Source organism: Burkholderia sp. AU33803, assembly GCF_002223095.1.
GTDB lineage: Bacteria > Pseudomonadota > Gammaproteobacteria > Burkholderiales > Burkholderiaceae > Burkholderia.
In genome coordinates, this window is sequence record NZ_NKFJ01000009.1 from 69,496 (window position 1) to 95,200 (window position 25,705).

The window sequence follows — 25,705 nt, forward strand, 5'->3', positions numbered from 1 at the left end:
ACGAGCGAAGGATTGAGTACCGTCTCTTTTTTATATATTTTATATATAGGCATGGTTGTTTAAATAGAAAATATAGATCGTTGATGTGCTGACGAGAAACCGCTTGCATCCGCGCTAAATCGGAAGCCCCTTGGCAAGGCGATGTGCCGCGGTGTAGTGAATCATCCAATCGGCGTAAGCATCGAGGGCGATGCCGCACGCCAGACCATTCAGGAATCTGCCTCGACGCCACTTACAGCAAGACGGTTATATCTTTTTGCCTGCGCGGAGGCATCGAACGGCGGCCCTCACGAATCGGAAATCCCTTGCACGTCGGGTCGGTCATTCGACCGATGTGCACCGGTCAAATGTTTTGCGATTCTTCAATGACCGAGAGGATGGCGTAGACACGATGACTGATAGCGTGCCGGGAGGGAAAAGCGGCGTGGCCGCGACTGCCACCCAGGAATGGGCGCCAAGGGAGCCACGCCCTGACGAAGGGCGGCATATAAATCGAAGGTCGAGCGTTTCGACTCCTGTACCAGATGGAATTGCCCGCAGAATGAAGTTCAGATCCTGGAGATCATGTCTTTTGATAAGTTCGCTCGCCACTGTCATGTTGTCTACATCGCCGTCGGCAGCGGTACCGCCAGGCAACGCGTCGACGTTAAGCGCGCTGTTGGATCTGACGGCGGCACGGCTGCGAATTGCGAGGCAGGTCGCACTGAGCAAGTGGGACTCCGGAAAGCCCGTGGAGGATCTTTCGAGAGAGTCTGCGGTGATCGCTGCCGCGGTAACGGAAGCGCGAGCCAACGGCGTACCGGCCAAGTTGGCGGTCCATTTCTTCACGGATCAAATTGAAGCCAACAAGCTTGTCCAGTATGCGCTGCTGGCTGAATGGCGGCGCTCTGATCACGCCCCGGATGATGCGCGTGCGGATCTCGAGAAAGAAATACGTCCCGAACTCGACCGTCTCAAAGGCGGGTTCATCCATGTACTCGCACGATCCGGTGAATTTCGGGACCGTACTGACTGCGGCGAGCGCATTTCTCGCGCAACTCGCGAGTACGTCGCGACGCACGCTCTGAATTCGCTCTATGCACTCGCTATGGATCGCGCGCTTGCTCGGGTTTGCGAGCGTGATTAGCAACGTCCCTAACAAACGCACTGCGAATCACTTATCTGTTTCGTTTTGTGTCGTCACCGCCATTGCCTGTGAAATGTCCGCGGAACGCGCAGCAGAAGTGGTCGCTGCACTCGAAAAGCGTGGCCGGCAAGCCGTCGCCTGCCTCCCGTCCGGTATGGATGCCGTGACGCGCGCGCTCCGCGCCGGCACCGTCAAAGCCCGCGATTCATGAATCTACTGCTGCGTTTGTGTCTGACGTTTCTGCTGAGCCTGCGTCGTCAGCGACTGCACATTCTCGACACGTGTGTCACGCCGTTTCGCGTGTGGCCAAACGACCTTGATGTGCTGCGCCACATGACCAATGGCCGCTACTTTGGCATTCTCGACCTGGGGCGGGTCGATCTGCTGCTGCGTTCGCGCGTCTGGCAACGCGTCAATGCGCAAACGTGGTATCCCGTCGTCACGCTCGAGACGATACGATTTCATCGATCGCTGCATCTGTGGGAGCGCTACGACGTCACGACGCGTGTGATCGGTTGGGACGAAAAGCATGTGTTCCTGGAGCAGGGGTTCAGCCGCGGCGGGACGCAGGTCGCGGTCGGCGTCGTGCGAACCCGGTTCCTGAAGCGCGGCGGGGGTACCGTGCCGACCGACGAACTGCTGGCGTGGATCGGCGTGACGCAGCCAGCGCCCGAGCTGCCCGAATGGGTCGTGCAATGGAGCCGAGCCGAGGGTGGGATGGCGGTACATGTGGAATCTGTTCCGCAGACTTGACGCACCGCGATGGCAGCCGCTCACGGACAGGCCGTCAGCGGTCGCCGTGGCCTTCGTCGGCGCCGGAAGTTTTCCGGCGCGGTGACGGCGCGTGGCGGGATAAATCCGCCCCCTTCAACGCGCGCGACGGGCGGGACGTGGTCGACGTCGAAGCGATCCTTCGACTGGCCGGCCCGCGCTGACGCGTCGCGCGGCGGACGACCGCCATCGTTCCGGCCAGCCGCCTGACCATCGGCTCGACAGGCGTCCGACGGGGGTCGGTCGTTCGACCGATACCGCTGCGTCGCGGCAATTGCGATCCTTCTCGTCACGCCCATGTCACCACGGCATGACGCGTGCACCATCCGCAAGATTACGAGGAAGTTCGCTGTGAGACGTTCGACGATTCATCCGCTGTGGGTCCGTCTTCTCCACTGGATCAATGCCGCCGCAGTCATCGCCATGTGCCTGAGCGGCTGGCAGGTCTACAACGCGTCGCCGATTTTCAGGGCGGTCACGTTTCCGCCTTCCATCACGCTTGGAGGCTGGCTGGGCGGTGCGCTCCTCTGGCACTTCGCGGCGATGTGGATCCTGGTCGGCAACTTGTTCGCCTATCTCGTGCTCGGCATGGCAACAGGGCGGTTGCGCAGGAAGCTGTTGCCCCTCGGCATGCGTGCGCTTCTTTCCGACCTCGCCGCCGCGCTGCGCGGAACGCTGGTCCACGATGATCCCGCGCAATACAACGCCCTGCAGAAGTTCGCGTATCTCGGCGCGCTCGCCGATATCGTGCTGCTCGTTCTGTCGGGGCTCGCCATCTGGAAACCGGTGCAGTTTGCTTTCCTGAGGACATGGATGGGCGGATTCGACAACGCGCGCATCGTTCATTTCGTCGCGATGAGCGTGCTCGTCGGTTTCCTTGCCGTTCACGTCGCAATGGTCGCGCTGGTTCCGCGCTCGTTGCTCACGATGATTCGAGGGCGCTGATCATGAATGAACCCAAACGTTCGTCGCGGGCCGACCGCGTCTCGCGGCTCGATTCGCATGCGATCGTCAAGGATGCGCGCAACGCACTCCAGTCGACGCGACGCCGCCTGTTCGGCAAGCGGATCCTCACGCTCGGCGGCCTGATGCTGCTTTCCGGCTGCGACCTGACCGACGACCAATCGGTCAACACGATGCTGCGCCGCGTGTCGTCGTTCAACGACGACGTGCAGGCGTCGCTCTTCGATCCGCGCAGGCTTGCGCCGACGTATCCGGAGTCGATGATCGCGCGGCCCTTTCCATTCAACGCGTACTACGACATCGACCAGGTGCCGGACGTGGATGCGGCGAGATATCGGCTCCAGCTCGGCGGGCTGGTCAAGGGCAAGCGTGCGTGGACGCTCGACGAGCTCCATGCGCTGCCGCAGGAAAGCCAGGTTACGCGGCATATCTGCATCGAAGGGTGGAGCGCGATAGGCAAGTGGGGCGGCGTGCGATTTTCCGATTTCCTGTTGCGCGCCGGCGCCGACACCACCGCGAAGTACGTCGCGCTGCATTGCGCCGACAACTACTGGACGAGCATCGACATGCCGACCGCGCTCCATCCGCAAACGCTGCTGACGCTCACCTATGACGGCCGCGTCTTGCCGGCGAAGTACGGCTTCCCGATGAAGCTGCGCATGCCGACCAAGCTCGGATACAAGAATCCCAAACACATCGTCGCCATCACGGTGACCAACGCATTCCCGGGCGGTTATTGGGAAAACCAGGGATACAACTGGTTTGGCGGCTCCTGAGCCCTTGGCCCTGGACACCTCGCCGGTCACGTTCTCGATCGCAACCTCATCAAAGGAGCATTCATGTCCATTCGACTCAAACTCGCCGCCTCCGTCGTCGCGGCGACGCTGGCCGGCACCGCGTTCGCGCAATCCGCCGCGGGCAAGCCCGAGCGCATTCGTGGCGACATCGTCTCGTTTTCCGGAGACAGCCTGAAGGTACATCGCCGCAGCGGCGATACCGTGCTCATCAATGTCGCGGCGTCGACCAACGTGAACGCGGTGAAAGCGATTCAGCTTTCCGATATCAAACCGGGTTCCTATGTCGGCGCAGCGGCCACGCCGGGCGAGAACGGCAAGTTGATCGCGAAGGAAGTGCTCGTATTCCCCGAAGCCGCGCGCGGCATGGGTGAAGGCCACTATGCGTGGGATCTCGCGGCGAACAGCTCGATGACGAACGCGAACGTGGATACCATCGTTCAAGGCACGAGCGGGCGCGATCTCAAGCTTTCGTACAAGGGCGGCAGCAACACGATCAACGTGCCGCCCGACGCGCCGGTCGTGACGCTCATCCAGGCGACGCGCGCCGATTTGTCGGCGGGCAAGAAGATTTTCGTCGTGGCTACGCCGGGCAAGGACGGGGGATACGACGGACGCCAGATCGTGGTCGAGAAGGATGGGGTGGCGCCTCCGATGTAAGCCGGCCGTGCGGCGGGCGACTTGTCGTTCGCCGGCGTGTCCGCGATGCATTTTCTTTCGGGCCGACCGTTGCGTCGGCCCGAGACCGTCAATCGAAGTCGGTCGCGATGGAGCGCGCGCGCCATGCGTCGATGTCCCGGCGGAACGCCTTCAGCTTGCGCTCCGCAATGGCATGGGCGCTCGGTCCGATCGGCAGGTGCAACGGTGGATCGTCCGAGTCGATCGCCTGGATGATCACCGCGGCGGCTTTGGCGGGATCGCCCGCCTGATGTCCGTCGTTGCTGTCGCGGTAGTTGCGCGCGGAGCCGGCGGTTGCCGAATAGTCGCCGATTTGCTGCTTGGCGACCGCGATCGAGCGCCCCAGGAATTCGGTTCGAAACGGACCGGGCTCCACGATGACCACGCGAATGCCCATCGGTTCGACTTCCTGCGCGAGGGCCTCCGACAGGCCTTCGACGGCAAACTTCGTCGCGTTGTAATAGCCGCGGCCTCCGGAGCCGGCGATACCGGCACCGGACGACAGGTTCACGATCCTGCCACCGCCGGTACGTCGCATCAGCGGCAACGCCGCACGCGTCGTCTCGATGAGCCCGAAGACGTTCACATCGAATAACGGCCGGTATTCCTCCGGCGTGCCTTCTTCGATTGCGCCCATGAATCCATGCCCGGCGTTGTTGACCAGCACGTCCAACCTGCCGAACGCTTCGATCGTCAACGCAATGGCCGCGTGTATCGTCTCCGGCTTCGTCACGTCCAGCGCTGCAACACGCAGCGTGTCCGGATAACGCCGTGCCAGATCGCGTAGCGTTTCCGGCGCGCGCGCCGTTGCCACCACGTGGTCGCCGCGCGCGGCCGCCGCGCGTGCGAGATGCAGGCCGAAGCCGCCGGAGCAGCCGGTGATCAACCAGGTTTTGTTCATGCGTTTCTCCTTCCGCTCGATTCTGCTTTTCAATACGCTCGACGGAGCACGTCAATATGCGCGCCGATGCGGGATCGGCGCACGCTCCCGCGAGCATGGCGCGTCAGCGCATGCCGCCCGACGCGAGAATGATTTCGCCCGTCATCCATCCCGAGTCGTCCGACGCGAGAAACGAAACGATCGGCGCGATGTCCCGCACCTGGCCGATGCGGCCGAGCGGTGTCTGGTCCGCGTTCCACGTCTCGAAGTCCGAACCGATGACTCCGGCGGCATGGGTGCCCTCGGTTTCCACCAAGCCGGGGTTCACGGCATTGACCCGGATGCCGCGCGGGCCCAGCTCCCGCGCGAGCACCCCGGTGATGGCGTCGATTGCGCCTTTCGTGCCGCTATAGATCGCACTCTCGGCCGGAAGGACGCGCGTGACATTGGAGCCGATGTTGACGATGCTGCCGCCGTTGCCGAGGTGCGGCGCGGCGGCGCCGGCGACCAGCAGCGGACCGAGAACGTTGATGTCGAATTGCTCGCGGTAGCGCGCCTCGGTCGTTTCCTCGATCCTGGCGAACTGGTAGACGCCGGCGTTGTTCACCACGATGTCCAACCGCCCGAAATGGTCGATGGCTGCGTTGACGAGTGCGTCGACCTCCGCCTTGTTCGTCACGTCGGCGCGCACCGCCAATGCCTTCCCGCCGGCGGCCTGAATGTCCCCGACGACCTGTTCGGCACCGCTCGCGCTGGATGCGTAGCTGACGACGACCTGTGCGCCGTCGGCCGCAAGCTGGCGCGCGATGCCTGCGCCGATGCCTTTCGATGCCCCCGTCACGATCGCGACCTTGCCCTTCAACTTGTTCATGTCTTCACACTCCGCAGAGGTTGGCCCCGAGCGGGGCGGTTCGATTGATGCAAGTCACCATCGTGAGGCCCACACAATTGTTTGTGAATGGTCGTTCTTGTATATTGAATGTACATTTTTGAACGAAGGTTCATCGCATGGAATGGAGTGATGTCCGGGTGTTTCTGGCGGTCAAGCGGGGCGGATCTTTCGGTGCGGCAGCTCGAAGCCTGGGCGTGAGCCATCCAACGATCGGCCGCCGAATCAAGGCGCTGGAGGATGAATCCGGGCAGGCGCTGTTCCGCAGGACTGCGGATGGGCTCGTGCTCACCGACGCCGGCGATACCGTGCTGAGCCTCGCCGAAGCCATGGAAAACGCCGCGCTGGCCATGGAGCGGCGTCTGGCCGGTCATCACGACCGTCTCGAAGGCATCTTGCGGATATCGTGCGCAGAGTGGTTCGCCGGCTACGTTCTCGCGCCGGTTCTCGCGGAACTGGTGCGCCGTCATCCGGCCGTGGTGCCGGAAGTGATCGCGAGCTACCGATTGCTGAGCCTGTCGCGTCGCGAGGCCGACCTGGCCTTCCGGATCGTTCCTTTCACCGAACCGGACATTGTCCAGCGCCGCATGATGAGCGTTCCATACGGTCTTTACGGCACGGCGGAAACCGCACGTGCGTTGCGGCGCGATCCTGCCTCAGTGGGATTGATCGTGATGAATACGGCGCAGTCTCACTTCCCCGACGTCGCGTGGCTGCTCGAGAGGTTCCCGCGGTCGCGCCGCGTGTTCACCAGCACGAGCCGAGCCGTTCAGGGCCGGATGTGCGCGGCAGGCATGGGCATGGCGGTGCTGCCGCGACCGCTGGGCGACGCGATACCGGCAGTGCGGCGCATCGAAACGCCGGAACCGCCTCCATCCCGAGACATCTGGGTGGGTTACCACCATGACCTTCGGCATATGGATCGCTTGCGCGCGATGCTCGATATCGCCGATACGATGCTGACCGAATCACCGATTGCCGCGCGCTGAATTGAACTTCGTGGGTGCTCTCGGCCAGATACGGTCATCATCCGCGCCGCGGTGAATGACCGCTTCAATCCTTAACGGGTAAGACACATGACCATTCCTGAATTGATCATCCCGCCGACGATGCAACGTATCGTGGAGCGCGCCGGTTATGTACCGGCCGTGAAGGTTGGGTCCCTTGTTTTTTGCGCCGGACAGGTCGGGCGTACCGTTGACCTCGAAGTCATCGCCGATCCCGAAGCGCAATTCCTGGCATGCTGGGAAAATTTGCGCGTGGTTCTGGAAGCGGCTGGGTGCACTTTTGAAGATGTCGTCGACATGACGACATACCACGTGCAGATGGGCACGCATATGCCCGTCTTTCGCGACGTGAAGAATCGGGTTTTCCCACGCGGCACGTGCGCATGGACTTCGATCGGCGTGACCGAACTCGCGCATCCCGGCTTGCTGGTCGAGATCAAGTGCGTGGCGGTCAAGCGAGATGACGCTGCGGTGTGAGCGTCAGCCAATAGCTGAAGGGCGGCCGTTTTCCACGAATTCCCGGCGGTAGGGCGCCCGCGCTGGCGACAGCCGCCAGCCGATACGGCGGTGCCGGACGAACTCGTCGGGGTGGCCGGGCGCGCCGCGTCTTTCGATGTAACCGGGCGCGGCCGCCGAGCGTTCGCGTGGCCCGCCGCCCAGCGGCATGGCGATCATGTCCTTCTCGATGAATTGTCCCGGTCGGATCCCGGCATCGAATCCGCGCGACGATGTCGAATTCGTGGTTCGTGACCGATGAATGCTCTCCGCATCGCGGAGAGGATTTCAGGTGATACACATCAGGGCTCATTCCTTGCTCGATTGTTTTCTCGGCAGTTCCGAGAACGTTCGAACAAGGAGGGCCTGACATGAAAGCAGTCGTATTCCACGGCATCGGCGACATTCGCATCGACACGGTGCCCGATCCCGAAGTCACCGACGCGACCGACGCGGTCGTGCGCCTGACGGCCAGCGCGATCTGCGGCACCGACCTGCACATGGTGCGCGGCACCCTCGGCGGGATGAAACCGGGCACGATCCTCGGCCACGAGGGGGTCGGCATCGTCGAGGCGGTCGGGCGCGACGTGCGCAACCTGCGGCGCGGCGACCGTGTGCTGATTCCGTCGACGATCGCATGCGGCAGTTGCGCGTACTGCCGCGCGGGCTACACCGCGCAATGCGACGTCGCGAACCCGGGCGGCCCACGCGCGGGTACCGCGTTCTTCGGCGGGCCGGCCGACACCGGTGCGTTCGACGGGCTGCAGGCCGAATACGCGCGCACGCCGCTTGCGCATGCGAGCCTGATTCGGCTGCCGGATGCGATCGACGACGATCGCGCGATCCTGATGTCGGACATTTTCCCCACCGGCTATTTCGGCGCGCAGCTCGCGGAAGTGAGTGCGGGCGATACGGTCGCCGTGTTCGGCGCGGGGCCGGTCGGCCAGTTCGCGATCGCGAGCGCGAAGCTGATGGGCGCCGGACGCGTGATCGCCATCGACCGCGTGGCGTCGCGCCTCGAGATGGCGTGCGCGCAAGGCGCGGAGATCGTCGATTTCGCGGAGGACGATCCCGTTGAGACGGTGCTGCGGCTGACGGGCGGAATCGGCGTCGATCGCGTGATCGACGCGGTGGGCGTCGACGCGATGCGCGCGACGCACGGGCCGGCCGCGGCCGATCGCGACGCGGCGCGTGCATTCGATGCGGAAGTCGATGCGATCGCGCCGCACCGCAAGCCGGATGGCCGCAACTGGGTGCCGGGCGACGGGCCGTCGCAGGTGCTGCAATGGGCGGTGCGCGCGGTCGCGAAAGCCGGCACGGTGGCGGTGATCGGCGTGTACCCGCCGGCGGCGCGCGTGTTTCCGGTCGGCGACGCCATGAACCGCAACCTGACGATCAAGATGGGCAACTGCAATCACCGCACGGTGACGCCGCCGCTCGTCGAGCTCGTGCGCAGCGGCGCATTCGACCCGCTGTCGGTGCTCACGCGTTGCGAGCCGCTGACGAATGCGATCGATGCCTACCGCGCGTTCGACACGCGCGAGCCGGGCTGGATGAAGGTGAAGCTGACGCCATGACGATGTCAACCGAAACCGGGAGGACGGCGATGAACGCTCCATACGACAACTGCATGGCCGCCTGCGACGCGTGCGCACACGCGTGCGATGCGTGTACGGCCGCGTGCCTCACCGAACGCGACGCGCAGGCGCTGGCCGACTGCATCGCGCTCGACATCGAATGCGCGCAGCTGTGCCGCTTCGCGTCGGGCGCGATGGCGCGCCGCAGTGTGCTCACGCCCAGCGTCTGCGCGCTGTGCGCGCAGGCCTGCGACTTGTGTGCGGCCGAGTGCCTGCGGCATGCCCACGATCATTGCCGCCGCTGCGCGCTCGCGTGTGAAGCATGCGCGGCGATGTGTCGCGCGGTGGCTTGAGCCCGGCGGTCACGGTGTGCGGCGAACCCGGTGCTCGACGCGCTGCAGCAGTGCGTCGAGCACGGCTATTTCGACGGGCTTCACCAGATGCTCGTCGAAGCCTGCGCGTGCGGTGCGCTGCAGGTCCGCCGCGCTGGCATGTCCCGACAGCGCGACGCAGGTCGTGTCGCGCAGCGCGTCGATCGCGCGCAGCTCGTGCAGGAGCGTGAAGCCGTCGACCTCGGGCATCGTGAGGTCGAGGATCATCAACTGCGGAGCGTAGTCGCGGGCGAGCGCCAGGGCGTCGTGCGCGTTGTAGGCGACGCGCGGCGCGTGCCCTTTCACCTGCAGCAGCACGGCGAGTGTGTCGGCCGAATCGCGATTGTCGTCGACGATGACGATGCGGAGCGGCGTCGTGTCCGTCTGCACGGACGTGATCGGCCCGCGCACCTCGACGCGGGTCGCGCGCGCCATGCGGTCGATCGGCAGCCGCACCGTAAACGTCGCACCGTGACCGGGCCCGGCACTTTCGGCCGAGATGCGCCCGCCGTGCAGTTCGACGAACGTCCGGCAGATGGCGAGCCCCAGCCCGAACCCTTCGGCCGGCCGCCGGCCCGCCCCGCTTTCCTGCTCGAACAGGTCGAAGATGGTTTCGAGCGCGTCGCGCGCGATGCCGACGCCGCGATCGGTCACGCGGATCGCGACGACCGGCCCCTCGATCGTGGCGCCGACGTCGATGCGTCCGCCGAGCGGCGAGAACTTCGACGCATTGTCGAGCAGGTTGTGCAGCACCTGGATGAGCCGCGCGTCGTCGCCGTGCAGCGGCACGGCATCGGCCGGCAGATCGACGTGGATGTGCTGCCCGCGCGCGGCCAGCTTCGGCTGGATGCTTTCGACGCCGCGGCACACGATGTCGCGCACGGTAATGGGGCGGTCGTTCAGCTCGAGCTTGCCGGCGGTGATGCGCCCGACGTCGAGCAGGTCGTCGACGAGCCGTGTCAGTTGCGTGACCTGACGATGCACGGCGTCGCGGCACTGCGCGAGCGCAGGGGCCGGGTTGGCCAGGCTCTGCAGCACGCCGACCGAGTGGCGCAACGGCGCGAGATGGTTGCGCAGTTCGTGCGCGAGCATCGCGATGAACACGCTGAGCCGGTGCGTCGACGCTTCGAGCTCCTCGAGGCGCTTGCGCTCGGTCATGTCGCGCGTGATCTTGATGAAGCCGCAGAGCTGGTTCGAGTGATCGTGCACGGGCGTGATCGTCACGCTCGCCCAGAACTGCGAGCCGTCCTTGCGCACGCGCCAGCCTTCGTCCTCGAAGTGGCCGTTGGCGGCCGCTTCGGCGAGCCCGAGCGACGGCCGGCCGGCCGCGATCGCGTCGGGCGGATAGAAGCGCGAGAAGTGGTGACCGACGATCTCCGCGGCGCGATAGCCCTTGATGCGCGCGGCCCCCGCGTTCCAGGTCGCGACGTTGCCGTACGGGTCGAGCATGAACACCGCGTAGTCGGTGATCGACTCGACGACCGTCTGGAACCGGAACTCGGCGAAGCGGTGCAACAGGTCGCGCGCGTCGGATTGCCCGAGCGGCGGCGGAGGCGAGCGAGGATTGATGTCGTCTTTCATCATCGGAGCGGCTTGTCGAAGACGGGCGGGCGAGCGCCGCCCGGTCGCCGTCGGGCGGGCCGGCGGCGGCGGTACGAATCGGATTGGCACCCCGAAAGCTTAGGGGATTGGCACCTCGGAAGCATAAGGGAACTCAATTCGGCTGATCAATGGGTGCGCATCGGTCGTGCCGATCGCCGTTCCGGCCGCACGTGAGCGGTTCCGGTGTGCGGCGCGGCATGCCGATTGCATGCGCGTGCATTCCGCCGGCCGTGCCGGGGCTGCCCGCGGCCGCGAGCCTTGCAAGGAGAACGCCATGAACAGCACGCTGAACCCCGACAACGAACCGGCCGAACCGGACGACGACAATGCCAGCCGCGGCCGCGACGGCCGCGCGCTGGGTCCGAGCGATTCGTCAGACAGCGGCAGCGACACGGCCGGCGCGCGGCGTCATCCGTTCGACGTCGATTCGCCGCTCGACGATCACGCGCTCGAACGCGGCGATGCGTCGCTCGACAGCGATACGGACCGTGCGGGCACCGGTGAGCGCGCGTCGGCGGACGGCGATTCGACCCTCGATGAAAGCATGGACATCAAGCCGGACCGCACCGAGCGGCTGAGCGAGCCCGGCGGCACGACGCAAGCCGATGACGGGGACGAGGCGGACGATGACGGCACGCCGTGACCCCGGCACGCAAAAACTGCAATCGCATTGCAGATAAGGTGCCCTGCAGCGGAATGCCGTTGCGATGCGCGTCGGTCTCCCATCGGCCACGACCTCGGCACGCGACTTGCATTCGACCTGACCGACGCGCGCCGTGACACGGCATGGGGCCGTGCGCGGCGCAGGCGCGATCAAGGAGGGGCACGATGCAACGACGATATCCCGGACGGCACGGCGGACGCGGCGGGCCGCCCGACTGGCAGGAGCGCCACGAACGCGCACCCCGAGGCGCCGGCGAGCGCGGCAGCCCGGACGATCCGTCGCGATGGCCCGACGCGGGCGACGAGCCGGCGTACCGCCGCTTCGCGAGCGAGGACGTCGGTCCGGAAGACTGGGGCAGCGAATGGAGCGAACGCGCGGCGCGGCCGGTCGGCCAGCGGCGCGGCGGGGCCGATGCGGGCTGGCAGGGCGACTTCCCGCGCCGGCCGGCGCGCGAACCCGATTCCGGCTACGGCGAACGCGACTATCACGCGCAGGGCCGCGACTGGCGGGAAAGCCCGTATCGCGGCGTTCCCCCGGAGTTTCGCGGGCATCACCGGATGGGCGGGTACGACCGCGACCGTGCCTATGGCGATCCGCGCGACGATCCGCGCTACGGCGGCGACGCCCGGGACTTGTCGCGGTTGGGCAGCGACGCCGAACGCGACGCGCTGCGCCATCGTCGCGGGCCGAAAGGCTATACGCGATCGGACGAGCGGATCCGCGAAGATGTGTGCGAGCGGCTCGCGCATGCCCTCGAGATCGACGTGAGCGACGTTACGGTGCAGGTGCAGGACGGCCGCGTCGAACTGGACGGCACGGTGCCGGCGCGATGGATGAAGCATGGCATCGAGGATCTCGCCGACCGCTGCATGGGCGTGCGCGACGTCGAGAATCGCGTGCGGGTGCGTCGTGACGAGGACGAGCACGATTCGCGGATGGTGCTGCATCCCGACCAGCGGACCGTGACGCCGACGCAGCCTGCCGTGCTCGATCCTGAGCCGGGCACCGTCGAGCGCGACCGCGAGCGCAAACCGCACCACTGAGCCCTCGTGCACGAACCGGCGCGCTCCGAATCGCCTCGCGCACGCATGGCGACGGGAACCGACGATATGCCGCGCGGGCAGTGCTCGTGATCGTCACCGGCAAGTACGGCGGCGGCTTCGTCACGTTCGCGATCGATGCGAGATGCACGGCCGTGTTTGCGCGCCGGCGGACGCGTTGCCAGCGGCGCGTCGTTCGCCAGATCGACACCGCGCACGATCGAGAAGGCTGCGCGCTGCCCGAGAGCCGGGCGCTGTCCGGCCACGCGCGCGAGCGCGACCGCGACCGCACGCGCGCCGCTCGAGGCCGGTTTCCACGCTTACACCTGACCCACCCCGCGGCAACGGCCGACCGGATCGCGCCGTTGCGCGCCCTCGCATTTTCCTCTGGAGAAACCCATGCCCCACCCGCCACTCGAAGCGCTGACCGGCCGCCGCGCCGGTAGCGCGTTCGTCGACCGCCCGACCGCGGTCGCCGCGGTCGAACTGCTGCTGCCGAGCCTGTCGGCCGCGCTGCAGAGCGACTTCGTCGGCGACAGCGGCTGCCTGCACATCGTGATCATGGATCCCGCGCTCGGACCGCACGACGCGCCGTTCGAGGACGCGATCCTGTACGAGTTCTCGTTGCCCGACCCGAAGGACTGGGACGCCGACTACCGGGCGTATGCGCGCGCGAAGGCGCGGCTGTCGTGGGAAACGGGCCGCGACGGCCACGTCGTGCAGGCGCTCGAGCCATACCGGCTGCGCGCGGGCGATACGAACCTGTGGGGCGGCGTCGCGCTCGGCGGGATCGTGGTCGGCGTGTCGGGCGCGCAGCCGTGGTTCGACGAGGCGTTCGCCGGCTGCATCGCGCACTGCCTGCGTGCGCTCGCGAAGCGCCGCGCGCAGGCGACGCCGGACGCGCTGGCGATCTGAGCGCGGCCGTGCGGGGCGGTTTTTACAGCAGCTTATAAAAAAGCCAGCGATGGCGTGCCGGCGCGCGGCGCGGCACGGGCGCCGGCCAGTCGGCACGGTTCTCGCTGTATCTCCTGCATCGACGTTTGTCGCGACAAGCGTCACCCAGCCAGTCCGGATGCGTCCGGACGTTCGCAAGGAGGTGCAGGTGAACGACGTCAAACACGATTCCGCCCAAACGCCGCTCGCCGGCCGCGTCGCGCTGGTGACCGGCGGCGGCCGCGGGCTCGGCGAGGCCATTTGCGAAGACCTGGCGCGGCACGGCGCGCACGTGATCGTCGCCGATCTCGACGGCGACCGTGCGGCCGCCGTCGCGCAGCGGCTCGAACGGCACGGCGGGCAGGCGGTCGGCCGGCCGCTCGACGTGCGCGACGAGGCGTCCGTGCTGCAGGTCGTGCACGACGCGCGGGAAGCGCTCGGCGATCTCGACGTGATCGTCAACAACGCGGCGATCGACGTGACCGCGCCGATCGACGACGTGAGCGTCGACGCGTGGCGGCAGGTGCTGATGACGAACCTGCTCGGCCCGTACCTGATGTGCCACGCCGCCGTGCCGATGATGAAGGCGCGCGGCACCGGGCACATCGTCAACATCGCGTCGACCGCATCGAAGCGCGCGTGGCCGAATGCGTCCGCCTATCACGCGACGAAGTGGGGGCTGCTCGGCCTGTCGCATGCGCTGCATGCCGAATTGCGGCCGGCCGGCGTGAGCGTGTCGGCGATCGTCGCGGGCGGGATGCGCACGCCGTTCCTGCTCGACCGCTTCCCGGACATCGACGCGGACACGCTGCAGCCGGCCGAGAACGTCGCGGCCGCCGTGCGTTTCGTGCTGATGCAGCCGCCCGGCACCGTGGTGCCGGAAGTGATGGTGCTGCCGATGAAGGAGACGTCATGGCCTTGACGCGCGAAAGGGGGCTGCCCGGGGCCGTGCTGATCGACAAGGACGGCACGTTGCTCGACGACGTGCCCTACAACGTCGATCCGGCGCGGATGCGCCTCGCACCGGGCGCGGCGCGCGCGCTGCGCACGCTCGGCGCGACCGGCATGCCGATCGTGGTCGTCTCGAACCAGCCGGGCGTCGCGCTCGGCCGCTTTACCGAAAACGAGCTTGGCGCGGTCCGCCGGTGTCTCGCCGAACTGTTCGAAGCAAACGGCGCGACACTGGCGGATTTTTTTTACTGCCCGCATCACCCGCGCGGCAGCGTGCCCGCTTATACGATTGACTGCGTCTGCCGCAAGCCGCGCCCCGGCATGTTGCGTCGCGCGCTGGCCACGCTGGGCGCAGTCCCCGAATGGAGCTGGATGATCGGCGACATCCTCGACGACGTCGAGGCCGGGCGCGCCGCGCGTTGCCGCACGATCCTCGTCGACTGCGGGCACGAGACCGAATGGCGCACCGGCGCCGCGCGTACGCCGCACCACGTCGTCGATCGCGTCGACCGCGCGGCCGACATCGTCGCGCGCGAAGCCGTGCGGCGGCACGGCACCTGGGGCCGGCGATGAACGCCGCGTGGCGTCGCGCACGACGCGTCCTGTGCGTGCGGCTCGACAGCGTCGGCGACGTGCTGATGACGACGCCCGCGTTGCGCGCGCTGCAGGAAAGCGGCGAGGGGCGCCGGCTCACGCTGCTGACGTCGCGCACGGGCGCCGCGCTGGCGACGCACCTGCCGATGGTCGACGACGTGTGGACCTACGATGCGCCGTGGGTCAAGCACCCCGACGTGCGCGGCGATCCGGTCGCCGATCTCGACATGATCGATCGGCTGCTGGCCGGCCGTTTCGATGCGGCCGTGGTCTTTACCGTCTACAGCCAGAACCCGCTGCCCGCCGCGATGATGTGCTGGCTGGCGGGCATTCCGCTGCGGCTCGCGCATTGCCGCGAGAACCCGTACGAACTGCTGACCGATCGCGTACCGGAAAGCGAACCGGAGTCGCACGTGCGGCACGAGGTGGCGCGGCAGCTCGCGCTCGTGCGCGCGATCGGCGCCACGACGTCGAACTGGCGGATGGCGTTCGAGCCCGGCGACGCGGCGCGGCGTGCGGTCGGTGCGCGGTTGCGGGCCACGTTGCAGCGCATCGGCGGCCCGCGCCGGCCGGGCGCGGCATCGGCGCGCTGGCTCGTCGTGCATCCGGGCGCGAGCGCGGCGTCGCGCCGCTGTTCGACGGGATCGCGGTGACGGGTAGCGAGAGCGCGCGCGCGCTGGTCGACACGGTATGCGCCCGCGCGGGCCCGCGCGCGGTGCCGTTGGCGGGCGTGCTGTCGCTCGGCGAACTCGGCGCGCTGGTCGAGACGGCCGACCTGCTGCTGTCGAACAATTCCGGCCCGGTGCATCTCGCGGCCGCGCTCGGCACGCCGGTGGTCGATCTCTATGCGCTGACCAATCCGCAGCACACGCCGTGGCGGGTGCCGCACCGGGTGCTGAACGTCGACGTGCCGTGCCGCAACTGCTACCGCAGCGTGTGCGATCAACCCGGCCATCCGTGCCTGCGGGAGGTGAGCGTCGACGATGCGGTCGCCGCCGTGCACGCGCTGCTGCGCGGTCGGATGCGCCATGCGCGGCGCGCGGCGGTGCGGGCCGCCATGCAGGGTGACGGACCGGTCGACGCGAGCCCGTCGAACGTGATTCCGTTCTCGCCCGCCATCTCGAGGAGCTGACGCATGCCCGAACCGATCCATACGCTCGGCATCAACGCCGCCTTTCACGACAGTGCCGCGTGCCTCGTGCGCGACGGCGTCGTGATCGCGGCCGCCGAGGACGAGCGCTTCACGCACGTGAAGCACGCGAAGCGCCCGGTACCGTTCTCGACCTGGGAGCTGCCCTACCATGCGATCGACTACTGTCTCGCGGAGGCGGGCATCGCGCTCGCGGACGTCGACCATGTCGCGTATTCGTACGACCCGTGGTTCGAGCTCGACCGCGACACGGCCGGGCCGTCGCTGACCTTGCCGCTTTCGCCGTCGGCGCACGCGCCGCGCAACGGCGGGGCGTCGCCCTGGCATCCGCTGTTCCTGTCGTCGATCGTGAACGCGCCGCGCCAGCTCGCGGGCGGCGCGCCGCACCACCTGCAGCGGCGGTTTCGCGGGGTCACGCACGACGGGCCGTTCCGCTGGCATTTCGTCGAGCACCATCTCGCGCACGAGGCGAGCGCGTTTCTCGCGGCGCCTTTCGAGCGCTGCGCGGTGATGACGATGGACGGGCGCGGCGAGCGTGCGACGACCAGCTACGGCGCGTTCGACGGCCGGTCGTACCGGCGGCTCGGCCAGGTGAACCTGCCGCATTCGCTCGGGTTGCTGTACGAACGCGTGACGCGCTACCTCGGCTTCCTGCATTCGTCCGACGAGTACAAGGTGATGGCGCTCGCGTCGTATGGCAAGCCGGTGTTCGCCGACGCGATGCGCCAGCTGGTGCGCTACGACGGCGACGGACGCTACGCCATCGTCGACGGCGATCTCGTCGCGCTGTTCGGCCCGCCGCGCGAACGCGGCGGCCCGATCGAGCCGCATCACTGCGACATCGCGCACGCGTTGCAGCTCGTGCTGGAAGAAACGGCATTGCAGGCGGTCGACTGGCTGGCCGCCGGCACCGGCGAGCGGCAGCTCGCGATGGCGGGCGGCGTCGCGCTGAACTGCGTGATGAATGCGAAGATCCGCGATCGCGGCCCGTTCGACGACGTGTGGGTGCAGCCCGCCGCCGGTGACGCCGGCACCGCGCTCGGCGCGGCGTTGTGGACCGACTTCCGGATGCGCGGCGCATGGCGGATGGATCATGCGTATCTCGGGCCGTCGTATGGCGACGATGCGATCGAGGCGTTCCTGAAGGACGCCCAGCTGCCGTACCGGCGGCTGGCCGACGTCGCCGCGCAAACGGCCGCGCTGCTCGCGGCGAACCGCGTGATCGGCTGGTTCCAGGGGCGCATGGAGTTCGGCCCGCGCGCGCTCGGCGCACGCTCGATCCTCGCGTCGCCGACCGACCCGGACATGCAGCGCAAGCTCAACCAGATCAAGGATCGCGAGGACTTTCGGCCGGTCGCGCCGGTCGTGCTCGAAAGCAAGGCGCATCACTGGTTTCGCGGCGGACGGCGCACGCCGCTGCGCGCGCCGTTCATGCTGTTCGTGTACGACGTCGCGCCCGGCGTCGAAGCGACGATTCCGGCCGTGCGCCATATCGACGGCACCGCGCGCGTGCAGACCGTCGACGAGGCCCAGCATCCGCTGCTGCACGCGTTGCTGACCGAGTTCGACGCGCTCACCGGCGTACCGGTGCTCGTCAACACGTCGTTCAATACACGGGGCGAGCCGATCGTCTGCTCGCCGCGCGACGCGCTCGAATGCTTCTGGACGTCGCCGCTCGACGCACTCGTGATCGGTTCGTTCCTGCTGGAGAAACCGAGATGAACGCGCGCGATACGCAACGGCCGCCGGTCGTGTCGGTCGTCGTGCCGACCTACCGGCGGCCCGACCTGCTCGAACGCTGCCTCGACGCGCTGTGCGTGCAGGTGTTCGACCCGACGACCTACGAGATCATCGTGGTCGACGACGACGCCGCCGGCAGCGCGCGGCCCGTCGTCGAGCGGTGCCGTGCGCGCGTGACCGACGTGCCGGCGATCCGCTACATGACCGCGCCCGCCACGCAGGGGCCGGCCGGCGCGCGCAACGTCGGCTGGCGCAGCGCGTGCGGCGCGTTGATCGCGTTCACCGACGACGACACGATTCCCGATCCGGCGTGGCTGCGCCACGGCACGGCCGCGTTGCTGGCCGAACCGTCCGCATCCGCCGCCGCGGGCCGCATCGACGTGCCGTTGCGGCCGCACCCGACCGACTACGAACGCGACGCGGCCGGCCTCGCGCATGCGGAATTCGCGACCGCGAACTGTTTCGTGCGGCGCGGGGCGCTCGAGCGTGTCGGCGGCTTCGACGAACGCTTCACCCGCGCCTGGCGCGAGGACGCGGACCTGATGTTCGCGTTGCGCGAACATGCGGGGCCGATCGTCGACGCCGACGCGGCGTGCATCGTGCATCCGGTGCGCCCGGCGCGCTGGGGCGCGAGCATCGGCCAGCAGTCGAAGGTCTATTTCGACGCGCTGCTGTACAAGAAGCACCGTGCGACCTACCGCCGCCATATCCGGCCGGTGCCGCCGTGGCATTACTACGCGGCGGTGCTCGCCGGGCTCGGCGCGATCGTGTGCTTCGCGGCCGGGTGGCCGGCCCCGGGCGCGGCATGCGCGGTGGTGTGGGCCGTGATTACCGCGGCGTTCTGCGTGAAGCGCCTGCGCGGCACGCAGCTCACGCCGTCGCACGTGGCCGAGATGATCGTCACGTCCATCGCGATTCCGCCCGTGTCGCTGTACTGGCGCATGCGCGGCGCGCTTCATTTCCGGGTCCTGTTCCTATGACGACCGAACCTGCCGATTTCGAGCGCGTGCGGCGGCCGACGCGCATCGCGGTGTTCCGTGCGCTGCAGCTCGGCGACATGCTGTGCGCGGTGCCCGCGTTGCGCGCGCTGCGGCGCGGAGAACCCGACGCGCGGATCACGCTGATCGGGCTGCCGTGGGCGCGCGAGTTTGCGTCGCGCTTCTCGGACTACCTCGACGGTTTCATTGCGTTTCCCGGTGCGCCGGGGCTCGGCGAACAACCGGTGCCCGACGCAGCCGCCCGTGAAGCGTTCATCGCCGAGTGCCGCGCACGGGATTTCGACCTCGCGATTCAGCTGCACGGCAGCGGCACGCACACCAACGCGATCGTCGCGTCGCTCGGGGCCACGCGCACGGCCGGCTTCGTGCCGGCCGACGGTGGCGCGACCCGGCTCGACCACACGCTCGTGTGGCGGGACGACGAGCCGGAAGTCACGCGATACCTGGCGCTGATGCGCGCGCTCGGCTATGCGGAATGGGGCGACTACCTCGAATTCCCGCTCGGCGGGCTGGATTACGCGTTGTGGCACGTGCTGTGCGACGAGCATGCGCTCGATCCGGGGCGCTACGTGATCGTGCATCCCGGCGCGCGGATGGCGTCGCGGCGCTGGCCGGTCGAGCGCTTCGCGCTCGCCGCACGGCAGCTCGCCGACGACGGCTGGCAGATCGTGTTGACCGGCACGCGCGCGGAACTGGCGCTGGCCGGTGCGTTCGCCGAGCACCTCGCGCGGCCCTGCGTGAACCTGTGCGGCCGCACGCCGCTCGGCGCGCTTGCCGCGCTGATCGGACGCGCACGGCTGGTGTTGTGCAACGACACGGGCGTGTCGCACGTCGCGGCGGCGCTCGGCACGCCGAGCGTGGTCGTCGCGTGCGGCAGCGACACGGCCCGCTGGGCGCCGCTCGACAGCGCGCGGCATCGCGTCCTCGCGAACTATCCGGCGTGCCGGCCGTGCATGTTCGACACGTGCCCGTATGGGCACGAATGCGCGATGGCGATCGGTGTCGGCGACGTGGTCGAGCGGGCGGGCGAACTGCTGGCGGAGGAGAGGCGTCATGTCACGTAAGCGGCTGCGCGTGCTGACCTGGCACGTGCATGGCAACTACCTGTATTACCTGTCGCAGGCGCCGCACGATTTTTTCCTCGTGACGCAGCCGCACGATCCGCCCGGCTATGCGGGCCGCGTCGGGCACCTGCCTTGGGGCGACAACGTGCACGAGGTGCCGGCGGAGTGCGTGCGCGACACCGCATTCGACTGCGTGCTGTACCAGCACCAGAAGCATTACGAGCACGACCGCCTGATGCTGCTGAGCGATGACCAGCGTGCGTTGCCGACCCTGTTCGTCGAGCACGATCCGCCGCGCGCGCATCCGACCGATACGCTGCATCCGGTGCAGGATCCGAACGTCCTGCTGGTGCACGTGACGCCGTTCAACGCGCTGATGTGGGACAACGGCGTGACCCCGACACGCGTGATCGAGCATGGCGTGCTGATGCCGGACAACGTCGCGTATCACGGGACATTGCCGAAAGGCGTGACGGTCGTGAACAACCTCGCGCGCCGCGGGCGTCGGCTGGGCGCCGACCTGTTCGAGGCCGCGCGTCACAGCGTGCCGCTCGAACTGGTCGGGATGGGTTCGGCCGAGCTGGGCGGGATCGGCGAGGTGCCGAACCCGGCACTGCCGCACTTCCTGTCGCACTACCGGTTCTTCTTCAATCCGATCCGCTATACGAGCCTCGGGCTCGCGGTGATCGAGGCGATGATGATCGGGATGCCGATCGTCGCGCTCGCGACGACCGAGATGGCGCTGCTCATCCGGAGCGGCCGCAACGGCATGGCCGATACGCGGCCGGCCGTGCTGATCGATGCGATGCGCATGCTGATCCGCGACCCCGATCTCGCACGCGAGTGGGGCGCCGCCGCGCGACGCGACGCATGCGAGCGCTTCGGCATCGAGCGGTTCGTGCGCGACTGGGATGCGGCGTTGCACGACGTCGCGACCTGAGCCGCACGCGCGCCGCGCGGGCTCAGGGCGTCGGCGCGTCGGGCGGGTTCGGCACGTTCGGCAGGTTCGACGTGCCGGTTCCGCGAAACGCCTCCCGTTCTTGTTCGGGCAGGAGCGCGAGCCGGTTGTACAGCGTCTTCAGGCTGATGCCGAGCGCTTTTGCGGTGCGCGGCTTGTCGCCGTTGAAATGGCGCAGCGACGCGACGATGAAGCGCTGCTGCGTGTGCGCGAGGGTCGTGCCGATATGCAGCGTGATCGCGTTGTGACGATATTCGTCGCGCGGCGGCGCACGGCGCGGCAGCTGCAGTTCGATCTGCTCGTCGGCGAGGATGAACGCGCGCTCGAGCGTATTGCGCAGCTCGCGCACGTTGCCGGGCCACGTATAGGTGCGCAACGCCTTCATCGCCTGCATGGACAGCCGCTTTCTCGTGCGGTGCCGCGCATTCAGCCGCTCGACGATCTGCAGCGCGATCTCGTCGACGTCGTCCTCGCGCTGCCTGAGCGCGGGCACGTGCAGCGCGACCGTCGCGATCCGGTAGAACAGGTCCTCGCGCAGCCGCCCGCTGCGCACGGCCTCGACCGGGTCGTGATGGGTGGCGGCGACGATCCGCACGTCGAGCGGGATCGATTCGTGGCCGCCGACCCGCACGATCGTGTTCGACTCGAGCGTGCGCAGCAGCTTGACCTGCAGCTCGGCCGGCATTTCGGCGATCTCGTCGAGAAACAGCGTGCCGCCGCGCGCAGCCTCGAACATGCCGACATGCTGCGCGACGGCGCCGGTGAAACTGCCTTTCTCGTGACCGAACAGATGCGATTCCGCAATGTCGTGCGGAATCGCGCCGCAATTGACGGGAACGAACGGCCCGCGGCGGCGTGGGCTCATGTCGTGCAGGAGCCGCGCGACGATGTCCTTGCCCGCGCCGCTTTCGCCGACGATCAGCACGCCGACGCGCGTGACGGCTACACGCGACACCTTCAGCAACAGGGTCTGGATCGTACGCGAGCGGCCGAAAAGCCGCATGCCGTCATCGACGGATTTCGACATGGTGTGATATCGAGTGGGAAGTTTGACCGAATGCGTCGAGACCAGGTGAAAAAATGACGTGGCATGCGTCACCGTTTTCCTATACCGAGAATACCTGTTATACCGGCGGTGAGACATTGAATCTGCAATGCGTGCCGCGCGGCCGGATAGATTTATTCGATAGGCGGAGAATGCACGACACCATTCTTCTATACTGCTAAGCGTTGCATCCCGGGCAGGAGCGCTCGCCCATCCAGTCATGCGCAGCGCGGCGCGTGCCGCCGCGAAACGAGGCGGAGACGGTGCGCTGCGCGTCCGTCGCGGTTCCGGCCATACAGGGTCGGGCCGCTTCACGAGGAGCCTCGATGCCCTATGTTCTGATCGTCGAAGACGATGCCGATACGCGCACCATGCTTGCGACGCTCGCCCGCACCCAGCAACTCGCCTGCGACACGGCCGCGACGCTCGAGGAAGCGCGCACGCTCGTGTCGACGCATACGCCCGATCTCGTTCTGTGCGATCTCGTGCTGCCGGACGGCAACGGGATGGACCTGTTCGATGCGTTGCCGAAGCGCTCGCATTGCGAAATGGTGCTGACCACCGGCCACGCGAGCCTCGAAACCGCGATCGACGCACTGCGGCGCGGCGCAACCGACTACCTGGTGAAGCCGCTGAACATGCAGCGGCTGAACAGCATCTTCGCGCGCGTGCCGCGCACCACCGCGTTGCATGAAGAGATTGCCGAACTGCGTTCGGAACTGCAGCGCCTCGGCCGCTTCGGCCGCATGCTCGGCAGCTCGCCCGCGATGCAGGCCGTCTACGACGCGATCGGCCGCGTGGCGCGCACCGAGGCATCGGTGCTGCTGACGGGCGAATCGGGCACCGGCAAGGAGCTGGCCGCGCAGACGGTGCACGACTTGAGCTTGCGCCGCCGCGGCCCGTTCCTCGCGGTGAACTGCGGCGCGATCGCCGCGAACCTCGTCGAAAGCGAGATGTTCGGCCACGACCGCGGCAGCTTCACGGGCGCGGAGCGCCAGCACAAGGGCTTCTTCGAACGGGCGGACGGCGGCACGCTGTTTCTCGACGAGATCACCGAGATGCCGCTCGAGTCGCAGGTCAAGCTGCTGCGCGTGCTCGAGACGGGGCGCCTCACGCGGCTCGGCTCGACGCGCGAGATCGACGTGGACGTGCGCATCGTCGCGGCGACCAACCGCGACCCGGAGGCCGCGATGGCCGACGGCAAGCTGCGGCCCGACCTGTTCCACCGGATCAACGTGTTCCCGATTCCGCTGCCGTCGCTGCGCGAACGCGGCGACGACATCCCGATGCTCGCCGATGCATTCCTGCAGCAGTTCAACGCCGACAGCGGCCGGAACCTGCGCTTCGCGCCGGCCGCGCGCGACGCGCTGAAGACTTATGCGTGGCCCGGCAACGTGCGCGAGCTGCGCAACTTCGTGCAGCGCGCGAGCATCTTCAGCGATACGGACCTGATCGATACGCTGCCGCCGCCGATCATGGACGAACTGTCGAGCATGGTCGATTCGCATGACGATCGCGTCACCGTGCCGTTCGGCACGCCGCTCGAGGAAGTCGACCGCAAGCTGATCCTCGGCACGATCGCGCAATGCGGGGGCGTGAAGGCGCAGGCGGCCGAGGTGCTCGATGTCAGCCTGAAGACGATCTACAACCGGCTCGCGCAACTGGATGACGATGCGGGAAAACCGGATTCGTGATGGTGCCGCCGCGCTCATGCTCCGTTGCACGCATCCCGACGCGCATCGCGCTCGAGCTGGCGGCGCAGGCGTTCCACGTGCGGCGGGATCGTACGGCGCTCGCGCAGGGTCCACGCCAGCCCCGCGAACGTGCGCGCGAGCATGCGCTCGCGCCACAGGCGCGGCAGCAGCCGCACGGTGTGCCGCAGCGCGGCCGGGGCCGGCCACCTGAGCCACGCGGTCCATACCGCGTTGCGGGTCGTGACGCGGCTGCGCGTGAGCGAGTCGCGCTGCGTCGACGGGTGATGATGGACCGTGAGGCGCGACGCATAGACGAGCCACCCACCGGCGCGGTACAGGTCGAGCGCGAGCAGCGCTTCCTCGCCGCCGAGAAAGTAGCGCGGATGGTAGCCGCCTGCCTGCATGAACGCGTCGCGCCGGAACGCCGTCGCGCCGGCCAGCAAGCCGAGGATCGGGCGGCCGGGCAGCGTGACGGGCGCATCGAGTGGGCTGTCGGCCATCAGGCGGCAGGTCGGGTCTTCGCGCTGGTCAGCGCCGACGAGCACGCGCGCGGTGACGGCCGCGACGTGCGGATACGCGTCGAGCAGGTCCGCCGCTTGCTCCATCGAACCGGGCGCCCACCAGGTGTCGTCGTCGCAGAACGCGACGTGGCGCGTGCGGGCGACGGCCACGCCGAGATTGCGGCCGGCCGCGCCGAGATTGTCGGGTGCCTGCACGAGGACGACGTGCGGAAAGCGGTGGCGGATCAGCGCGGCGGTCTCGGGTTGCGCCGCATTGTCGACGACGACGATGGCGGGCCGGTCGGGCAGCGACGTGAGCCGGGCCAGCGTGTGCGCGAGTTCGGCCGGTCGTCTGAACGTCAGCACGACGGCGGTCACGCGCGCTTCGGGCGGCGGCGCAACGTGGCGCGCGGGGGTTACGCGAACGTGACGTCGCATTCGAGCCGCCAGTATGTTTCGGGTTCCTTGAGATCGGCGCGCATATGAGGATCGAACAACGCAATCTGGCTCGCATACGCGGCGACCGCGTCGGCTTTCGCGGCGATGGCGTCCGTGCGGTCGCCGGCCGGGGCGCTTGCCGGATGGGCGATCCAGCCGCGCTCGCGCCAGCCGCTCACGCGCCGGGCCATCAGCCCCGCGATCCGGCGGTACGGTACGTCCTCGTAGAAGCGCCACACGCGCGCCGCATCGTGCGATGCGCGGGCGCGATCCAGCAGCGACAACGCGGCCTGCTGCACTTGCAGATGATCGCGGTGGAACAGGCCGGCCGGCGCGAGGACGCCGAACCCGGCGTGGGCGTCGATCTCCCGTGCCACGCGCGCGGCAATCGCGGCCGATGCGGCGGGCGTGCCGTATTGATCGTCGAGAAAGTCGAGCCAGACCGGCCGCGCGTCGAGCCGTGCGAGCGCGCGCCGGTCTTCGTCGCGGCGCGCGCGTACGGCTTCGTCGGCGCGCTGGAAGCCTGCGCGGCGATCCCACGGCGGCGCCGGCGCATCGCGCGGCGGAATGCCGGCGAACACGGTGACGACGATCGAACCGGGCGCTGCCGCAAGCAGTCGCCCGCAACTGAAGACGGCGTCGTCCAGATGCGGCGAGACAACGAGCCAGCGTGTCGGGGCATGCGTCACGAGATGATCTCCCTGGTGGATGGCCAGCCGGGCGAGCAGGCAGCGTGCCCGGCCGTCGTTGGCCCGAGGGCGCACGGACGCGCGCGACAGGAAG

At 68.0% G+C, this 25,705-nt stretch carries 26 protein-coding genes and 2 pseudogenes; 21 read left to right on the forward strand and 7 right to left on the reverse strand.

All coding sequences use genetic code 11. The features are described from left to right. The first annotated feature begins 541 nt into the window (after positions 1–541). The 5 genes from CFB41_RS38400 to CFB41_RS34925 all read left to right on the forward strand — a co-directional run bounded on the left by CFB41_RS38400 (position 542) and on the right by CFB41_RS34925 (position 4,314). A complete protein-coding gene (locus tag CFB41_RS38400; protein WP_256941374.1) occupies positions 542–1,126 on the forward strand; it encodes a chorismate mutase in 585 nt (194 codons plus the stop codon). Between the two features lie 207 nt (positions 1,127–1,333). Continuing rightward, positions 1,334–1,879 (forward strand): thioesterase family protein, encoded by a 546-nt coding sequence (locus CFB41_RS34910; RefSeq protein WP_089459818.1) that lies wholly within the window; start codon positions 1,334–1,336, stop codon positions 1,877–1,879. A 369-nt stretch (positions 1,880–2,248) separates the two neighbouring features. Next, entirely contained in the window at positions 2,249–2,842 is a 594-nt protein-coding gene (locus CFB41_RS34915; protein WP_256941375.1) for a cytochrome b/b6 domain-containing protein, read from the forward strand. Between the two features lie 2 nt (positions 2,843–2,844). Beyond that, entirely contained in the window at positions 2,845–3,636 is a 792-nt protein-coding gene (locus tag CFB41_RS34920) for a molybdopterin-dependent oxidoreductase (RefSeq protein WP_089459820.1), read from the forward strand. Between the two features lie 63 nt (positions 3,637–3,699). Further along, entirely contained in the window at positions 3,700–4,314 is a 615-nt protein-coding gene (locus tag CFB41_RS34925; protein ID WP_089459821.1) for a hypothetical protein, read from the forward strand. An 88-nt stretch (positions 4,315–4,402) separates the two neighbouring features. Here CFB41_RS34925 and CFB41_RS34930 read toward each other — a convergent pair whose 3' ends face one another. Next, positions 4,403–5,233, reverse strand: coding sequence for an oxidoreductase (locus CFB41_RS34930; protein ID WP_089459822.1), 831 nt, complete (start codon positions 5,231–5,233; stop codon positions 4,403–4,405). Between the two features lie 103 nt (positions 5,234–5,336). Continuing rightward, a complete protein-coding gene (locus CFB41_RS34935; RefSeq protein ID WP_089459823.1) occupies positions 5,337–6,083 on the reverse strand; it encodes a glucose 1-dehydrogenase in 747 nt (248 codons plus the stop codon). Between the two features lie 137 nt (positions 6,084–6,220). On the opposite strand from CFB41_RS34935, the gene CFB41_RS34940 reads away from it, so the two are divergent. Together CFB41_RS34940 and CFB41_RS34945 are read left to right on the forward strand one after the other, a co-directional pair. After that, positions 6,221–7,090: a LysR family transcriptional regulator gene (locus CFB41_RS34940; RefSeq protein WP_089459824.1), complete on the forward strand. Its 870-nt coding sequence runs from the start codon at positions 6,221–6,223 to the stop codon at positions 7,088–7,090. An 87-nt stretch (positions 7,091–7,177) separates the two neighbouring features. Then, on the forward strand, positions 7,178–7,585 hold the full coding sequence (locus CFB41_RS34945) for a RidA family protein (protein ID WP_089459825.1): 408 nt from the start codon (positions 7,178–7,180) through the stop codon (positions 7,583–7,585). Between the two features lie 3 nt (positions 7,586–7,588). On the opposite strand, the gene CFB41_RS37950 is transcribed toward CFB41_RS34945, so the two are convergent. After that, positions 7,589–7,783, reverse strand: coding sequence for a hypothetical protein (locus tag CFB41_RS37950; protein ID WP_144029995.1), 195 nt, complete (start codon positions 7,781–7,783; stop codon positions 7,589–7,591). 191 nt (positions 7,784–7,974) lie between these two features. Between CFB41_RS37950 and CFB41_RS34950 the strand changes: the two genes are divergently transcribed. Then, a complete protein-coding gene (locus CFB41_RS34950) occupies positions 7,975–9,180 on the forward strand; it encodes a zinc-dependent alcohol dehydrogenase (RefSeq protein ID WP_089459826.1) in 1,206 nt (401 codons plus the stop codon). 2 nt (positions 9,181–9,182) lie between these two features. Then, on the forward strand, positions 9,183–9,533 hold the full coding sequence (locus tag CFB41_RS34955) for a four-helix bundle copper-binding protein (RefSeq protein ID WP_089444021.1): 351 nt from the start codon (positions 9,183–9,185) through the stop codon (positions 9,531–9,533). Positions 9,534–9,542: 9 nt separating this feature from the next. Here the strand turns inward: CFB41_RS34955 and CFB41_RS34960 are convergent, their stop codons facing one another. Then, positions 9,543–11,135 (reverse strand): ATP-binding protein, encoded by a 1,593-nt coding sequence (locus tag CFB41_RS34960; protein WP_089459827.1) that lies wholly within the window; start codon positions 11,133–11,135, stop codon positions 9,543–9,545. 292 nt (positions 11,136–11,427) lie between these two features. Here CFB41_RS34960 and CFB41_RS34965 point away from each other — a divergent pair, with 292 nt between their 5' ends. The 11 genes and pseudogenes from CFB41_RS34965 to CFB41_RS35010 all read left to right on the forward strand — a co-directional run bounded on the left by CFB41_RS34965 (position 11,428) and on the right by CFB41_RS35010 (position 21,227). Further along, positions 11,428–11,796: a chemotaxis protein gene (locus tag CFB41_RS34965; RefSeq protein WP_089460122.1), complete on the forward strand. Its 369-nt coding sequence runs from the start codon at positions 11,428–11,430 to the stop codon at positions 11,794–11,796. A gap of 185 nt (positions 11,797–11,981) precedes the next feature. Further along, positions 11,982–12,860 (forward strand): BON domain-containing protein, encoded by an 879-nt coding sequence (locus tag CFB41_RS34970; protein ID WP_089459828.1) that lies wholly within the window; start codon positions 11,982–11,984, stop codon positions 12,858–12,860. A gap of 191 nt (positions 12,861–13,051) precedes the next feature. After that, a pseudogene (locus CFB41_RS37955) lies at positions 13,052–13,303 on the forward strand (response regulator); the annotation flags it as partial. Then, entirely contained in the window at positions 13,257–13,772 is a 516-nt protein-coding gene (locus tag CFB41_RS34975) for a hypothetical protein (RefSeq protein ID WP_089459829.1), read from the forward strand. The pseudogene CFB41_RS37955 and the gene CFB41_RS34975, both read left to right, overlap by 47 nt. Before the next feature lie 157 nt (positions 13,773–13,929). Continuing rightward, positions 13,930–14,712, forward strand: coding sequence for an SDR family oxidoreductase (locus CFB41_RS34980; RefSeq protein ID WP_242808778.1), 783 nt, complete (start codon positions 13,930–13,932; stop codon positions 14,710–14,712). Beyond that, entirely contained in the window at positions 14,703–15,314 is a 612-nt protein-coding gene (locus CFB41_RS34985; protein ID WP_089459830.1) for an HAD-IIIA family hydrolase, read from the forward strand. The genes CFB41_RS34980 and CFB41_RS34985 overlap by 10 nt, the downstream gene beginning before the upstream one ends. Then, a pseudogene (locus CFB41_RS34990) lies at positions 15,311–16,350 on the forward strand (glycosyltransferase family 9 protein); the annotation flags it as partial. The gene CFB41_RS34985 and the pseudogene CFB41_RS34990, both read left to right, overlap by 4 nt. A 120-nt stretch (positions 16,351–16,470) precedes the next feature. Further along, positions 16,471–18,207: a carbamoyltransferase C-terminal domain-containing protein gene (locus tag CFB41_RS34995; protein ID WP_089459831.1), complete on the forward strand. Its 1,737-nt coding sequence runs from the start codon at positions 16,471–16,473 to the stop codon at positions 18,205–18,207. Beyond that, positions 18,204–19,205, forward strand: a complete 1,002-nt coding sequence (locus CFB41_RS35000) for a glycosyltransferase family 2 protein (protein WP_089459832.1) — start codon at positions 18,204–18,206, stop codon at positions 19,203–19,205. Before CFB41_RS34995 ends, CFB41_RS35000 begins: the two co-directional genes overlap by 4 nt. Then, entirely contained in the window at positions 19,202–20,287 is a 1,086-nt protein-coding gene (locus tag CFB41_RS35005) for a glycosyltransferase family 9 protein (protein WP_089459833.1), read from the forward strand. Before CFB41_RS35000 ends, CFB41_RS35005 begins: the two co-directional genes overlap by 4 nt. Further along, on the forward strand, positions 20,277–21,227 hold the full coding sequence (locus CFB41_RS35010; protein ID WP_089459834.1) for a glycosyltransferase: 951 nt from the start codon (positions 20,277–20,279) through the stop codon (positions 21,225–21,227). The genes CFB41_RS35005 and CFB41_RS35010 overlap by 11 nt, the downstream gene beginning before the upstream one ends. A gap of 22 nt (positions 21,228–21,249) precedes the next feature. Here the strand turns inward: CFB41_RS35010 and CFB41_RS35015 are convergent, their stop codons facing one another. Continuing rightward, positions 21,250–22,272: a sigma-54-dependent Fis family transcriptional regulator gene (locus CFB41_RS35015; protein ID WP_256941412.1), complete on the reverse strand. Its 1,023-nt coding sequence runs from the start codon at positions 22,270–22,272 to the stop codon at positions 21,250–21,252. A 344-nt stretch (positions 22,273–22,616) separates the two neighbouring features. Here CFB41_RS35015 and CFB41_RS35020 point away from each other — a divergent pair, with 344 nt between their 5' ends. Further along, positions 22,617–23,984: a sigma-54 dependent transcriptional regulator gene (locus CFB41_RS35020; protein ID WP_089459835.1), complete on the forward strand. Its 1,368-nt coding sequence runs from the start codon at positions 22,617–22,619 to the stop codon at positions 23,982–23,984. A 14-nt stretch (positions 23,985–23,998) separates the two neighbouring features. On the opposite strand, the gene CFB41_RS35025 is transcribed toward CFB41_RS35020, so the two are convergent. Both CFB41_RS35025 and CFB41_RS35030 read right to left on the reverse strand, forming a co-directional pair. Next, entirely contained in the window at positions 23,999–24,922 is a 924-nt protein-coding gene (locus tag CFB41_RS35025; RefSeq protein ID WP_089459836.1) for a glycosyltransferase family 2 protein, read from the reverse strand. Beyond that, complete coding sequence (locus CFB41_RS35030) at positions 24,901–25,611, reverse strand: PIG-L family deacetylase (protein ID WP_089459837.1); 711 nt, start codon at positions 25,609–25,611, stop codon at positions 24,901–24,903. Before CFB41_RS35030 ends, CFB41_RS35025 begins: the two co-directional genes overlap by 22 nt. Positions 25,612–25,705: the final 94 nt, after the last annotated feature.